Origin of the sequence: Kitasatospora atroaurantiaca (assembly GCF_007828955.1) — a bacterium.
In the GTDB taxonomy this organism is placed as follows: Bacteria; Actinomycetota; Actinomycetes; order Streptomycetales; family Streptomycetaceae; genus Kitasatospora; species Kitasatospora atroaurantiaca.
The window spans coordinates 5602019-5615769 of sequence record NZ_VIVR01000001.1; the positions used below are offsets into that span (position 1 = coordinate 5602019).

Annotated in this window: 8 protein-coding genes; 2 read left to right on the plus strand and 6 right to left on the minus strand. The window is 70.8% G+C overall.

All coding sequences use genetic code 11. From position 1 onward, the window contains the following. Positions 1-3: 3 nt before the first annotated feature. The gene (locus tag FB465_RS25340; RefSeq protein ID WP_246192828.1) at positions 4-1575 is read left to right on the plus strand and encodes a glycosyltransferase family 39 protein; all 1572 of its coding nucleotides are present in this window, start codon (positions 4-6) and stop codon (positions 1573-1575) included. Here FB465_RS25340 and FB465_RS25345 read toward each other — a convergent pair. The 6 genes from FB465_RS25345 to FB465_RS25370 form a co-directional block, all read right to left on the minus strand. Next, positions 1565-5305, minus strand: a complete 3741-nt coding sequence (locus tag FB465_RS25345; protein ID WP_145794138.1) for a bifunctional glycosyltransferase/CDP-glycerol:glycerophosphate glycerophosphotransferase — start codon at positions 5303-5305, stop codon at positions 1565-1567. The two genes, FB465_RS25340 and FB465_RS25345, sit on opposite strands and share 11 nt — an antisense overlap. Positions 5306-5558: 253 nt before the next feature. Continuing rightward, positions 5559-7685, minus strand: a complete 2127-nt coding sequence (locus FB465_RS25350; RefSeq protein WP_145794140.1) for a 3-hydroxyacyl-CoA dehydrogenase NAD-binding domain-containing protein — start codon at positions 7683-7685, stop codon at positions 5559-5561. Continuing rightward, entirely contained in the window at positions 7682-8899 is a 1218-nt protein-coding gene (locus FB465_RS25355; protein WP_145794142.1) for a thiolase family protein, read from the minus strand. Before FB465_RS25355 ends, FB465_RS25350 begins: the two co-directional genes overlap by 4 nt. A 360-nt stretch (positions 8900-9259) precedes the next feature. After that, positions 9260-10516: a ribonuclease D gene (locus FB465_RS25360; protein WP_145794144.1), complete on the minus strand. Its 1257-nt coding sequence runs from the start codon at positions 10514-10516 to the stop codon at positions 9260-9262. Positions 10517-10735: 219 nt separating this feature from the next. Further along, positions 10736-11452 carry a response regulator transcription factor gene (locus tag FB465_RS25365; protein ID WP_145794145.1) on the minus strand — a complete coding sequence of 239 codons (717 nt, stop codon included), beginning with the start codon at positions 11450-11452 and terminating at the stop codon, positions 10736-10738. A 330-nt stretch (positions 11453-11782) separates the two neighbouring features. Further along, positions 11783-12433 (minus strand): DUF3000 domain-containing protein, encoded by a 651-nt coding sequence (locus FB465_RS25370; protein WP_145794147.1) that lies wholly within the window; start codon positions 12431-12433, stop codon positions 11783-11785. 209 nt (positions 12434-12642) lie between these two features. Here FB465_RS25370 and hemE point away from each other — a divergent pair, with 209 nt between their 5' ends. After that, positions 12643-13689 carry a uroporphyrinogen decarboxylase gene (gene hemE, locus FB465_RS25375; protein WP_246193318.1) on the plus strand — a complete coding sequence of 349 codons (1047 nt, stop codon included), beginning with the start codon at positions 12643-12645 and terminating at the stop codon, positions 13687-13689. The last annotated feature ends 62 nt before the right edge of the window (positions 13690-13751 follow it).

Here is a 13751-nt window from a genome sequence, read left to right on the forward strand (position 1 = left end):
GTCGTGCCCACCGACTCCGCCCGCCGCCTCGCCGCCCTGACCGAACGCCTCCCCGCGCGCGTCCGGACTGGCTACTGGACCAGAGTGGTCCCGGTGCTGGCCGTGCTCGCGGTGGTCACCCACATCCCGTCCTTCATGCGGCCGGTGTGGAGCCCGGACGAGGGCTACCTCGCCACCCAGGCCCGGATGCTCGCGGACGGCGGCGTGCTCTACGACACCGTCGTCGACCGCAAGCCCCCACTGCTGCCCTGGCTGTACGAGGCCTGTTTCGCCCTGTTCGGCTCGACCTCGCTCTGGCCGCTGCGGACCCTCGCGATCGTCGCGCACCTGGCGACGGCCGTCCTGCTGGCCTCGATCGCCCGCGGGCGCTGGGGGAACCGGGCCGGCGCGGCTGCCGGGGCGCTGTACCTGCTGGTCTCGATCGGGCTCTCCCCGGAGGACACCCAGGCGGCGACCTTCGAGGTCTTCATGCTCCCCGCCATGGTGGCCGCCTTCCGGTACGCCGAGCGGCGGCGCTGGCTGGCCGCCGGCATCGCGGTGGCGCTCTGCTCGCTCACCAAGCAGACCGGCGGGGCCGTGCTGCTGCCGGTGCTCTGGATGCTGCTCCAGGACACCCGCCGACGCGGGGTGGCCTGGCGGCCCGCACTGTTCAAGATCGGCTTCGGTTTCGCGCTGCCGATAGCGCTGGTCGCGGTGATCCTCACCAAGCCCAAGGGCTTCCTCTTCTGGGTCGTCACCGGCAGCGGCGACTACGCCTCGCTGGGCGGCGCCTGGCTGCAGATGACCGGCCGGGCGCTCGGCAACTCGGCGATCCTGCTGGCCGCCGGTCTCGGCTTCCTGGCCCCGCTGGGCCGCCGGCTCTGGCTCAAGTACCGCAGCCGCCCGCTGCTGCCCCCGCCCGCGGCCACCGGCCGCCGGTGGCCGATCATCTCCTTCGCCGCCGACCCGGCGGAGGCCCACGAGGAGCGCGGCTCGACCACCGACCTGTGGGTCTGGCTGCTCTCCTCGGTGATAGCGGTGAGCACCGGCTTCCACTTCTTCGGCCACTACTACCTGCAGCTGATGCCGGTCCTGGTGCTGCTCGGTGTGGGCGCGGTCAGCACCTCGGCGATCCGCTGGCGGCCGGTGCTGGTCTACAGCACGGTCGCCGCGACGGCCTTCTGGGGCCTGGCGATGTTCTGGCCCGGCCAGAAGCTGACCCACACCACCGAGGTCGCCACCACGGTCGCCGAGCAGACCACGCCCAAGGACACCGTGCTGGTCTGGGGCATGCACCCCGAGCTGTACTGGCTGGCCGACCGCCGCCCGGCCTCGCGCTATCTGACGGCCGGCTTCCTGACCAACTTCAGCGGCGGCAAGGACGGCCAGCAGGTCGGCGAGCAGTACAGCGTCAGCGACGCCTGGCAGACCTTCGACCAGGAGCTGGCCAAGGGGCTGCCCGAGGTGGTGGTCGACGACTCCGGCCGGGCGCCGTACCAGCCGGTGCTGATCCCGCGCATGGAGAGCCTGCTGGAGACCCGCTACGAGGTGGTCGGGGTCAACGCCGACACGGTGATCTACCGCCTCAAGCGCTGAAGCCCGACCCCTGGTACTGCTCCGAGTACTCCAGGACCCGGTGCGGCGGGAGCGGAGCGGTCCGGGCGGGCCGCTGCTGCTGCTGCGGGGGCAGGGCCTGGTGCTGCTGGGGCTCGATGCCGAGGAGGCGGTCGACCAGGCGCGCGGAGGCGTGGCCGTCGTCCCAGGTGCAGAAGGCCTGCCGGAAGCGGGTGTAGCGCTCCTGGTACCAGGTGCGTATCTCGTCCGCGTCCCGGACGGCGGCGATCAGCTGGTCCGAGTCGGAGATCAGCGGGCCGGGGGCGTGGGCCTCGAAGTCGAAGTAGAAGCCGCGCAGCTTGTCCCGGTAGTGCTCCAGGTCGTACGTGAAGAAGAGGATCGGCCGGCCGGTGTTGGCGAAGTCGAACATCAGGGACGAGTAGTCGGTGATCAGCACGTCGGTGATCAGTTGCAGCTCGGCGAAGTCCGGGTACTCGGAGACGTCCCAGACGAAGCCGTCGCCGGCGCCCGGCACGGTGTCCACCACGCTCGGATGGCGCCGGATCAGCAGGACGTGGTCCTGGCCGAGTTCGGCGCGGGCGCGCTCCAGATCGATGCGCAGGTCGAGCCGGTAGCGGCCGGCCGCGTAGAACTGGTCGTCACGCCAGGTCGGCGCGTAGAGCACCACCCGCTTGCCCGGCGGCAGGCCGATCCGCCGCCGGACGCCCTCGGCGATCGCACCGGCGTCCCGGGAGTACAGCAGGTCGTTGCGGGGGTAGCCGATCTCGAGCATCTCGTTCTCGAAACCGAAGGCTCGCTTCAGGATCGGCGTGCTGAAGCTGTTGGGGGAGACCAGCATGCTCCACTGCGGGACCTCCTTCGCCAGCCGGTCCATGTACTGCTGGTCGGCGAAGTGGATGGTCTCGATGTCGTGGCCGATCCGCTTGAGCGGGGTGCCGTGCCAGGTCTGCACCACGGTCTGGCCGTCGCGCCGCTCGAACCAGTCGGGCAGGTGATTGTTGGCGATGATCCACTTGGCCCGGCCGAGGGCCTCGTACCAGTCGGCGGACCAGAGCCGGACGGGCGTGACCCCCGGCGGCAGCTCGACCTGGTCGTCCCGGACCACCCAGAGCAGTTCCATCCCGAGGCGCCGGCGGAGCACCTCCTGGTACACGGCGCGGGGGCTGTCCGAGAACTGGGTGCCCTTGAAGCTGTCGAAGAGCACGGCGTCGCGGACCGGCTGCTTGCGCGCGGCCGGGTACGTCCGGGTGCGCAGCAGCCGCTGCCGGTAGGGCCCTCGGGCGTCCTCGGGCATGGCCGAGTGCACCTTCAGGGTGAGCCGGTCGTAGCTGTGGTTCTCCAGGACGTACTTGCGACCCTGGATCTCCGTCGGAGCCGGCAGGCCCAGGACGACCGGGCGGTCGGCCTTGACCGGCAGCCGCTCGCCGTCCGGGCCGCCGAAGCGGAGGAAGAGGTCCCAGGTCCCCGAGGCCAGCGGCACCTGGCCGGCCAGGCTCTGCGGAGCGTGCGGGTGGATCACGGAGTAGAAGGTGCCGTGCGCGACCATGGCGGGGAAGGAGCGCTCGTCCTGGTGCTTGCGGTAACGCACCACCAGCTCGGCGTTCTGCACCTCGCCGCCCGACGGGTACTCACCCCGCAGGGTCAGGGCGCCGTCCGGCTCCCAGGAGTGGCCGGTGACGACCGGGAGCACGGCGCGTTCGAAGAAGACCAGGTAGCCGTTGCCGTTGCGGTGGACGACCGCCTCGCGGGTCTCGTTGTCGCCGCTAAGGTGACCGGGCATCGGGTAGCGGCCGTCCGGGACGTCCTCCTGGACGACCGGGTAGAGCGGCCGCTTCCGGCCGGGTATGTGCAGGCTGACCTTCCAGCCGTTGTTCCCCATGAGCTGGTTGGCCAGGGAGTCGTCCACGACGTGGCCCACGTCGGACGGGACCAGGTCGCTCAGCGGTACGGAGACCCGGAAGGCGCACCAGCCGTCCTGGGCACCGCCGGCGTCGAAGAAGACCACCCGGTACAGGTGCTCGCCGCCGGTCCGCATGCTGCGGATCTTCATCCGGCCCGGCTTCTCGGGCAGCGCGGCCAGCAGCACGCCCTTGAGGACGATGTTCGGGCCGACCAGGTCGTGCCCGGTGATCCGGGCGCGGACCACCTCGACGCGCAGCTTCAGCGCGCCGTCGATGATGATCGGGAGCACCCGGGTGTTCTTGGCCACGTAGCGGGCCGGCGGGTGCGAGGCGGTGCCGCTCGGACCGCCGACGATCGAGCGCTTGCGGAACAGCCCGCGGCTGAAGGTGCCGATGGCGATGTCCCAGGTGCCCTCGACCCACTTGCCGTTCTTCTTGAGGGCCTCCGGGTCGAGGTTGAACTCGTAGCCGGACCAGTCGTAGCAGTAGCGCCCCTGGCCGGAGTTCTCGGTGGCCTGGGGGTGGTGGGTGGTCCGGGCAGGCCGGATCACCCAGCGGCCGGTGCGCCGCTCGCGCAGCGCCACGGCCTTGAGGGACATCCGGCGCTTGTGCACGTTGAGGTTGCGTATGTAGGCGTGCCCGGCGACGCGCAGATGCCCGTCGTCCTCCCAGATCACCTCGTCCAGACCGGTGCTGAGGGCGAGTTCGGAGCTGAGCCGGTAGGTCTTGCGCGGCACCGGGACGTCGCGGTCCTTGTAGCCGGGCAGCGCGGCGTAGCGGTGCACGCGGCGGACCACGGGCAGCGGGGCGCGCTTGCGCTGGTGCTCCAGGACGGCCAGCAGCTCGGGCATCAGCCGCTTGCGGACGAGGGTCCACTTGAGCCGGTCGACGGTGGGCAGGGTCTCGATGAGGTCCTGGTCCACGGTGTCCAGGAAGTCGTTGGTCCGCTGCAGGAAGACCTCGCGGAACTCCTCGTCGGCGTCCGGCAGTACGTTGAGATGGATCATCAGGTCGGACTTGAGAGCGGACTCGTCGTACCAGCGCTTGTAGGTCTGGTAGGCCGCGGCCCGGTGGCGGCCGAGGAAGTGGCTCACCGACTCGACGGCGGACACCCGGTCGATCAGGCAGGGGATCTCGGTGTGCCGCTGGGTGATGGACGGGCCGGCGCCCGCGTCGCGTCTGCGCCAGTAGTAGACGCACTCGTTGACCACGTCGACGCTCTTGGCGCGGAAGTGGGCGACCAGGTTGACCCAGGAGTCCTCGTAGAGCACGCCCTCGGGGAAGGTGATCTGCTCGTGGTCCCAGAAGGAGCGGCGGAACACCTTGTTCCAGGAGGTGCGGTCGTACAGCAGGTCGCGGTGCTTGGTGATGTGGGTGCGGGTCTTCGCCTTCTTCATCGGCGCCCGGTGCAGCGGCGACTGCCACGTGGTCGTGGAGTTCATCATCTGCACGTTGCCGCTGACGAAGTCCGAGCCGGACTTCTCGAGGGTGCTGATGAGCAGTTCGTAGGCATGCGGAGGGACGATGTCGTCGCCGTCCGCGAAGGCCAGGAACTCGCCCTGGGGGTGCATGGCGGCGAGGCCGGTGTTGCGGGCGTGGCCCGGGCCGTAGGACTGCTGGGTGATCACCCGGAAGCGGTCGTCCTGGGCGGCGAAGGTGTACGCGATCGTCGTGCTGTCGTCGGTGGACCCGTCGTCGACGAGGATGACCTCGAAGTCGGCGAAGGTCTGCAGTGCCAGCGACTTGAGGCAGGCTTCCAGGTACATCTCGACGTCCTGGAACGGCACGACGATACTCAACCGCGGGGCCAACTGAATCCTGCTCTTCCGTGGAGGCCCTGGGCCGTCCATGCTTGTCGGCTGACCGTTACCTGCGTGATGGTGCACGATCGAGAATTTGCTGAATCTTTGCGGACTGTTCGCAGAGGATTCAACCTCTCCTCCGCTGAATCGTCAACGTGGCGTTGGTCATCACCCATACAGGTTAGTCGGCGCGGCCGCCGCCGTCAGCCGGGATTCGGCCATGTCTCCCCGGCGTCCCCTGAGCACGCCAACGAAGCGCCGGAGCCATGTCGGCCCCGGCGCTTCGTCAGATCGTGCGTGGTCAGGCAGGGATGGAGGCCACGCCCGGGGCGAGGAACCTCTTGCCGTTCACCCGCTCGGAGACGCCCTCACGGTCCAGGTACGGGGTGATCCCGCCCAGGTGGAAGGGCCAGCCGGCGCCGGTGATCATGCACAGGTCGATGTCCTGTGCCTCGCCGACGACGCCCTCGTCCAGCATCAGGCCGATCTCCTGAGCCACCGCGTCGAGCGCGCGGGCCAGGACCTGCTCCTCGGTCAGCACGGTGTCGCCGAAGGTCAGCAGCTCCAGCACCTCGGGGTCGAGGATCTGCTGCCCGTCCTGCCAGATGTAGAAGCCGCGCTTGCCGGCCTTGACCACCTTGCCGAGGTTCTCGGAGACGCTGAAGCGCTCCGGGAAGGCACGGTGCAGGGTCTCCGACACGTGCTGCGCGATGGCCGGGCCGACCAGCTCCAGCAGCACGATCGGGGACATCGGCAGGCCGAGCGGCTCGACGCCCTTCTCGACGGTCGCGATCGGGGTGCCCTCGTCGATGATGCTCTGGATCTCGCCCATGAAGCGGGTCAGGATCCGGTTCACCACGAACGCGGGGGCGTCCTTGACCAGGACGGCGGTCTTCTTCAGCTTCCGCGCGACACCGAAGGCGGTGGCCAGCGAGGCCTCGTCGGTCTGCTCGCCGCGGACGATCTCCAGCAGCGGGAGGATCGCGACCGGGTTGAAGAAGTGGAAGCCGACGACCCGCTCGGGGTGCTTCAGCTTCGACGCCATCTCGGTGACCGAGAGGGAGGAGGTGTTGGTGGCGAGGACGCAGGTCGGGGAGACCACGTTCTCCAGGTCCGCGAAGACGGTCTGCTTGACGCCCATCTCCTCGAACACGGCCTCGATCACGAAGTCCGCGTCGCCGAAGGCCGCGGCCTTGTCGAGCGAACCGGTGACCAGGCCCTTGAGGCGGTTGGCGTTGTCCGGGTTGATCCGGCCCTTCGCCAGCAGCTTGTCGATCTCGCCGTGGACGTAGCCCACGCCCTTGTCGATGCGCTCCTGGTCGATGTCGGTGAGGACCACCGGCACCTGGAGGCGGCGGGCGAAGAGCAGCGCCAGCTGAGAGGCCATCAGGCCCGCGCCGACGACGCCGACCTTGGTGACCGGACGGGCCAGCGACTTGTCCGGCGCACCGAACGGGCGCTTGGCCCGGCGCTGCACCAGGTTGAAGGCGTAGATGCCCGAGCGCAGCTCGCCGCTCATGATGAGGTCGGCCAGGGCCGCGTCCTCGGCGTCGAAGCCCGCCTGCAGGTCCTGGTCCTTCACCTGGGCGATGATGTCCAGCGCCTTGTACGCGGCCGGGGCGGCGCCGTGCACCTTGCCGTCGGCGACCAGGCGGCCCCAGGCGACGGCGTCGTCCCAGGCCTTGCCGCGGTCGATCTCCTCGCGCTCGACGACGGTCTCGCCGGTGAGGACGGACGCGGCCCAGCGCAGCGACTGCTCCAGGAAGTCGGCCGGCTCGAAGATCGCGTCAGCGATACCGAGCTCGAACACCTCCTGGCCCTTGAGCTGCTTGTTCTGGCTCATCGAGTTCTCGATGATGACCTTGACGGCCTTGGCCGGGCCGATCAGGTTCGGGAGGATCGTGCAGCCGCCCCAGCCGGGGACGAGGCCCAGGAAGACCTCCGGCAGCGAGAACGCCGGGACGCCCGAGCTGACGGTGCGGTAGGTGGCGTGCAGGCCGACCTCGACGCCGCCGCCCATCGCCGCGCCGTTGTAGAAGGCGAAGCTGGGGACGGGCAGTGCGGCGATCCGCTTGAAGACGTCGTGGCCGCCCTTGCCGATGGCCAGCGCGTCGCTGTGCTCCTTGAGCACCTCGACACCCTTGAGGTCAGCGCCGACCGCGAAGATGAACGGCTTGCCGGTGATGGCGACGGCGACGATCTTGCCCTCGGCCGCCTCGGCCCCGACCTGGTCCAGCGCCTCGGACAGCTTGGCCAGCGAACCCGGGCCGAAGGTGGTCGGCTTGGTGTGGTCGAAGCCGTTGTCCAGGGTGATCAGCGCCAGCTTGCCGGCCTGCAGGGGCAGGTCCAGGTGCCGTACGTGCGCGGTGGTGACGACCTCGCCCGGGAACAGCTCGGCGGCGCGCTTCAGAAGTTCGGTGGTGGTCACTTGGTCCCCTCGAAGTGCGGGTTCTCCCAGATGATCGTCCCGCCCATGCCGAAACCGATGCACATGGTGGTCAGGCCGTACTGGACGTCGGGGCGCTGCTCGAAGCGCCGGGCCAGCTGGTTCATCAGGCGCACGCCCGAGGAGGCCAGCGGGTGGCCGAAGGCGATCGCGCCGCCGAACGGGTTGACCCGCTCGTCGTCGTCCGCGATGCCGTAGTGGTCCAGGAAGGCGAGCACCTGGACGGCGAACGCCTCGTTGACCTCGAAGGCCTGGATGTCATCGATCGTCAGACCGGCCTTGGCCAGCGCCTTCTCGGTCGCCGGCACCGGGCCGATGCCCATGACCTCGGGCTCGACGCCGGCGAAGGCGTAGCTCACCAGGCGCATCTTGACGGGGAGACCGAGCTCCTCCGCCACGTCCTCGGCAGCGAGGAGGGAGGCGGTGGCGCCGTCGTTCAGACCCGCCGAGTTGCCCGCGGTGATGTTGCCGTGCGGGCGGAACGGGGTCTTCAGGTTGGCCAGGGACTCCATCGTGGTGCCCGGGCGCATCGGCTCGTCCGTGGTGGCCAGGCCCCAGCCGGTCTCGCCGACCTCGGGGTTGGTGTTGCGGATCGAGACCGGCACCAGGTCCGGCTGGATGTCGCCGTTGGCGTACGCCTTGGCGGCCTTCTCCTGGGAGCGCACGGCGTAGGCGTCGCAGCGCTCCTTGGTGATGTGCGGGAACCGGTCGTGCAGGTTCTCCGCGGTCATCCCCATGAAGAGGGCGGACTCGTCGACCAGCTTCTCCGAGACGAAGCGCGGGTTCGGGTCGACGCCCTCGCCCATGGGGTGGCGGCCCATGTGCTCGACGCCACCGGCGACGACGATGTCGTACGCGCCGAAGGCGATGCCGCCCGCGGTCGCGGTGACGGCGGTCAGGGCGCCGGCACACATACGGTCGATCGAGTAGCCCGGGACGGACTTCGGCAGACCGGACAGCAGAGCAGCGGTACGGCCGATCGTCAGGCCCTGGTCGCCGATCTGCGTGGTGGCCGCGATGGCGACCTCGTCGATGCGCTCGACGGGCAGGCTCGGGTTGCGGCGCACGAGCTCCCGGATGCACTTGACGACCAGGTCGTCGGCGCGGGTCTCGTGGTAGATGCCCTTCGGGCCGGCCTTGCCGAACGGGGTGCGGACGCCATCGACAAAGACGACGTCCCTCGCGGTACGAGGCACGGGGGCTCTCCTCCCAGGGACCAACAGGACGTTATGCGCAGACCGCTGTCCATGGGTGGAGCAGCGCTGCCTCACGGCCATGCTACCCGTCGGTAACTAACTTGCCCAGGGGCGACGGGGGGATCAGCCGGTGTGTCCCGCGACACGTCCCCTCGGCCACCCTGCGGCACCCTGCGGGGCGGGCCAACCGAACAGGGGCGCGGGGAACCGCGCGAAACGGGAGACTCGGACCTGCACTTCGGCCCGGGTGGGTGCGGGGCACCTCGGTGGGCCGCTGCGGCGCCGTACCTTCCGATTTCGCGCAGTTCTCCCCCAGCCTTCGGCCGGGAGGTGCCCCCACGCGCCCCTGTCGGGTGAGCCCTACTCGGAGGGGTCGGGGTCGGGTCGGAGCGAAGCGACGAACGCGGCCGCGATCGCCGGTGCGACCAGGTTGACCTGCCACTGGCGGGCGCCGAGCCCCCGCAGGGCCTCCGCCACCGACTCTTCACTCGCCTCCGCCGGCGGCTCCCACGAGACCCGGCGCACCAGGTCCGGCGTGATCAGGTTCTCCGCCGGGAGGTTGTGTGCCTCGGCCAGCTCGGTCACCGCGGCGCGGGCCCCGGACAGACGGGCGGCCGCGACCGGGTCCTTCTCGGCCCAGGCCCGCGGCGGCGGCGGACCCTCGTGCGGCGCGGTCGCAGGCGGCAGCTGAGCCTCGGGGATCTCCCTGGCCCGCTGCAGCGCGGCCATCCACTGCTCCAGCTGCCGCCGGTGGACGCGGGGCCCGAAGCCCTGGACGGCCTGCAGCGCGGCCGCACTGAGCGGCATGGCGAGAGCGGCGTTCACGATCGCGGTGTCCGGCAGGACTCGGCCCGGCGAGACGTCGCGGTCGCGGGCGATCCGGTCGCGGGTCTGCCACATCTCGCGCACGGCCGCCAACTGCCGGCGCCGCCGCACCTTGTGCAGCTGCGAGGTACGGCGCCAGGGGTCGACCCGGGGCGCGGGCTTCGGTGCGTTGGCGATCGCCGCGAACTCCTCGAGCGCCCAGTCGAGCTTGCCCTGGGCGTCCAGCTCCTGTTCGAGTGCGTCGCGCAGCTCGACCAGCACCTCGACGTCCAGAGCCGCGTAGCGCAGCCAGGGCTCGGGCAGCGGGCGGGTGGACCAGTCCACCGCCGAGTGCTCCTTGGCCAGCGTGAGGCCGAGCACGTTCTCGGTCATCGGCCCGAGCCCGACCCGCGGGAAGCCGGCGATCCGCCCGGCCAGCTCGGTGTCGAACAGCACCCGCGGCCGCATCCCGACCTCGGCCAGGCAGGGCAGGTCCTGGGTCGCGGCGTGCACGACCCACTCGGCGTCCGCGAGTGCCTCGCCGAGCGCGGTGAGGTCGGGGCAGGCGATCGGGTCGATCAGCGCGGTGCCGGCGCCGGCCCGCCGCAGCTGGATCAGGTACGCGCGCTGCCCGTAGCGGTAACCGGAGGCCCGCTCGGCGTCGACGGCGACCGGGCCGGTGCCTGCGGCGAAGGCGGCGATGGTCTCGGCGAGCCCTGCCTCGTCCGCCACGACGGGCGGAAGCCCCTCCCTTGGTTCAAGGAGCGGGACCGGGGCTGTCTCTTCTGGGATGGCTGCTACGGCGTCGGTCACCCACCAAGGGTACGACGGCACCCGCGCCCGGGAGTGTTGTCGGACTGGTCAGACTGTGTTCGGACATATGCCGGGGGCGCGTGGTAGCTGCGGGTAGAAGGTGAACCCCGAGGCGAAGGGCGGAGGCGAGGGTGCGGACACTGACGCGCGGCGGCCCGGAGGAAACGTTCCTCCGGGCCGCCGCCGAGGTCTGTGGGCGTCCGTGACGCGGCGCCGGCCTCAGTGGATGATGCCGGTCCGCAGGGCGACCGCGACCATGCCGGCCCGGTCACCGGTACCCAGCTTGCGGGCGATCCGGGCCAGGTGGCTCTTCACGGTCAGGGCGGACAGGCCCATCGCGACGCCGATCGCCTTGTTGGACTGGCCCTCCGCAACCAGTCGCAGGACCTCGACCTCGCGACCGGACAGTTCCCGGTACGCCGTCGGCTGGACACCCGGCGCACCGGGAGCCCCCGGCGCGCCCGCCGCGCCGACCGCACCGGGCATGCCCGGCATGCCGGGGCGGCGCATCCGCCCGGCCAGCCCGGCGGCACCGATCGGCAGGCCGGGTCGGCCCGGCATCGCCACATTGGTACGGGTACCGGTGACCACGTAACCCTTGACGCCGCCTGCCAGGGCGCTGCGCACCGCGCCGATGTCGTCGGCGGCCGAGAGCGCCAGGCCGTTGGGCCAGCCCGCCGCTCGGGTCTCGGCCAGGATGGTCAGCCCGGAGCCGTCCGGGAGGTGGACGTCGGCGACGCAGATGTCGCGCGGGGTGGAGACCCGGGGGCGGGCTTCGGCGATCGAGGAGACCTCGATGACGTCGCGGACGCCGAGCGCCCACAGATGCCGGGTGACGGTGTTTCGGACGCGCGGGTCGGCGATGACCACCATGGCGGTGGGCTTCGTCGGACGGTACGCGACCACGTTTGCGGGGTGCTCGAGAAGGACCGACACCAGGCCTCCTGTGGGGAGTGGCGGACGGAACCCCGATGGGGCGGTCGGAGTGTTCCGCGTTTGGAAAGGGTCACAGACACCTTCGGCATCATCAGTGCCCGGCTTTAGCGAATGATCACGATCTAGTGAGTAACAATACGGACAAATCGCGCAGATGACTGATACGACATGCCCTGAAATCGCACAAAATCGATCAGTATCGACAGTTGATGGTCAGGCCTGGTCGGGGAATTGACACAGAGCACGGTCGAAGCCACACGTCGTCAGCCCTGCGGGTGGCTTTGCGTCCGCTCCGGTGCCGAACGCCCCTGACGGTGTCGAACACACCCCTCAGTGGGAGCGCGGGCGTCGCCGGGCGGGCATCGGGACCACTCCGCCGAGTGACGGCGCGTCGGGCAGCGGCAGGGGCGCGGGGGAGGTCGGCGGGAGCCCGGCGCAGATGCAGAGCAGGTCGCCCCAGGCGGCCAGGTGCCGGTCGAACCTGGCGTCGGCCGGCGTCCAGGACGCCCGTACCTCGATCTCCGTGGACGGGGCCCGCTCGGCCAGCCCGCCGAAGTACTGGGAGGCGCAGAAGGTCACCGTGCCGCTCGGCTCGGCATACCCGGCGCCGTGTGCCTGAAGGGCGTCCGTCAGCCAGGCCCAGCCGACCTCGGAGAGCATGGGGTCGCCGGCCATCTCGGGCTCCAGCTCGGCCCGGGTCATGGTGACGATCCGGAACTCGCCGTGCCAGGCCTCCTGCCCGGCCGGGTCGTGCAGCAGGACCAGGCGGCCGTCCGCCAGCTCCTCGCCGTCCACCTCGACCGAGGCGGTCACCGCGTACGAGAACGGGGCCAGCCGGCGCGGCGCGGGGGCAGGGGACAGCTGAAGCTCGGGGCGCAGTCTCGCCCCGGCCAGCGCCTCGACCGCATTGCGGAACTCGATCGGCGCCGACTCCTTGCCCGTTCCGCCACCTTGTGCGGGGTGCCCGCCGACCGCTGCCATGACCGGAAGCCTAGGTCGGCGAGCGCCGCATTCCGAGTAACTTCCGCCTGCGCGGCGTGCCGACGGACCATTCCGGCCAAGATCTTGGAGGAAGCCACGACTTGCCGTTGCGGGCCAGGCCTGGGGCGCGTGCGAAGATTTGGACCGTGAGTGAGACATCCGCGGCGACCGCCGCAGCCCAGTCCGGTCAGCAACCCAGTCATGCCGCTGTGCGCCAGGGCGCTGCGTACGACTCCGCCTTCCTGCGCGCCGCGCGCCGTGAGCCCGTGCCGCACACCCCCGTGTGGTTCATGCGCCAGGCCGGCCGCTCGCTGCCCGAGTACCTCAAGGTGCGCGAGGGCATCCCGATGCTCGAGTCCTGCATGCGGCCGGAACTCGTCAAGGAGATCACCCTGCAGCCGGTCCGCCGGCACAAGGTGGACGCGGCGATCTTCTTCAGCGACATCGTGGTGCCGCTGAAGGCGGTCGGCATCGACGTCGACATCAAGCCCGGCGTCGGCCCGGTGATCGCCGACCCGATCCGCTCCTTCGAGGACCTGCAGCGGCTGCGCCCGCTGGAGCCGGACGACATGCCGTACATCACGGAGGCCGTCGGCCTGCTGGTGGACGAGCTGGGCTCGACCCCGCTGATCGGCTTCGCCGGTGCCCCCTTCACGCTGGCCAGCTACCTGGTCGAGGGCGGCCCGTCCAAGAGCCACGAGAAGACCAAGGCCATGATGTACGGCGAGCCCGAGCTGTGGGCCGCGCTGGTCGACCGGCTCGCCGACATCACCGCGGGCTTCCTGAAGATCCAGATCGAGGCGGGCGCCTCGGCGATCCAGCTCTTCGACTCCTGGGTCGGCGCCCTCGCCCCCGACGACTACCGCCGCTCGGTGATGCCCGCCAGCACCAAGGTCTTCGACGCCGTCGCCCCGTACGGCGTGCCGCGGATCCACTTCGGCGTCGGCACCGGCGAGCTGCTCGGCCTGATGGGCCAGGCGGGCGCGGACGTGGTCGGCGTCGACTGGCGGGTGCCGCTGAACGTCGCCGCCGAGCGGGTCGGCCCCGGCAAGGCGCTGCAGGGCAACCTCGACCCGGCCGTGCTCTTCGCCCCCACCCAGGCGGTCGAGACCAAGGCCCGCGAGGTGCTGCACGCCGCCCAGGCGCTCGGCGACAGCGGCCACATCTTCAACCTCGGCCACGGCGTGATGCCGAGCATGGACCCGGACGCGCTGACCAGGCTCGTCGCGTTCGTGCACGAGGCCAGCGCGCGGTAGTGGTGCGCCGTCCGGTCAGGGCAGGGGGCCCTGACCGGATCGGTCCGCAGCCGGACCCGATG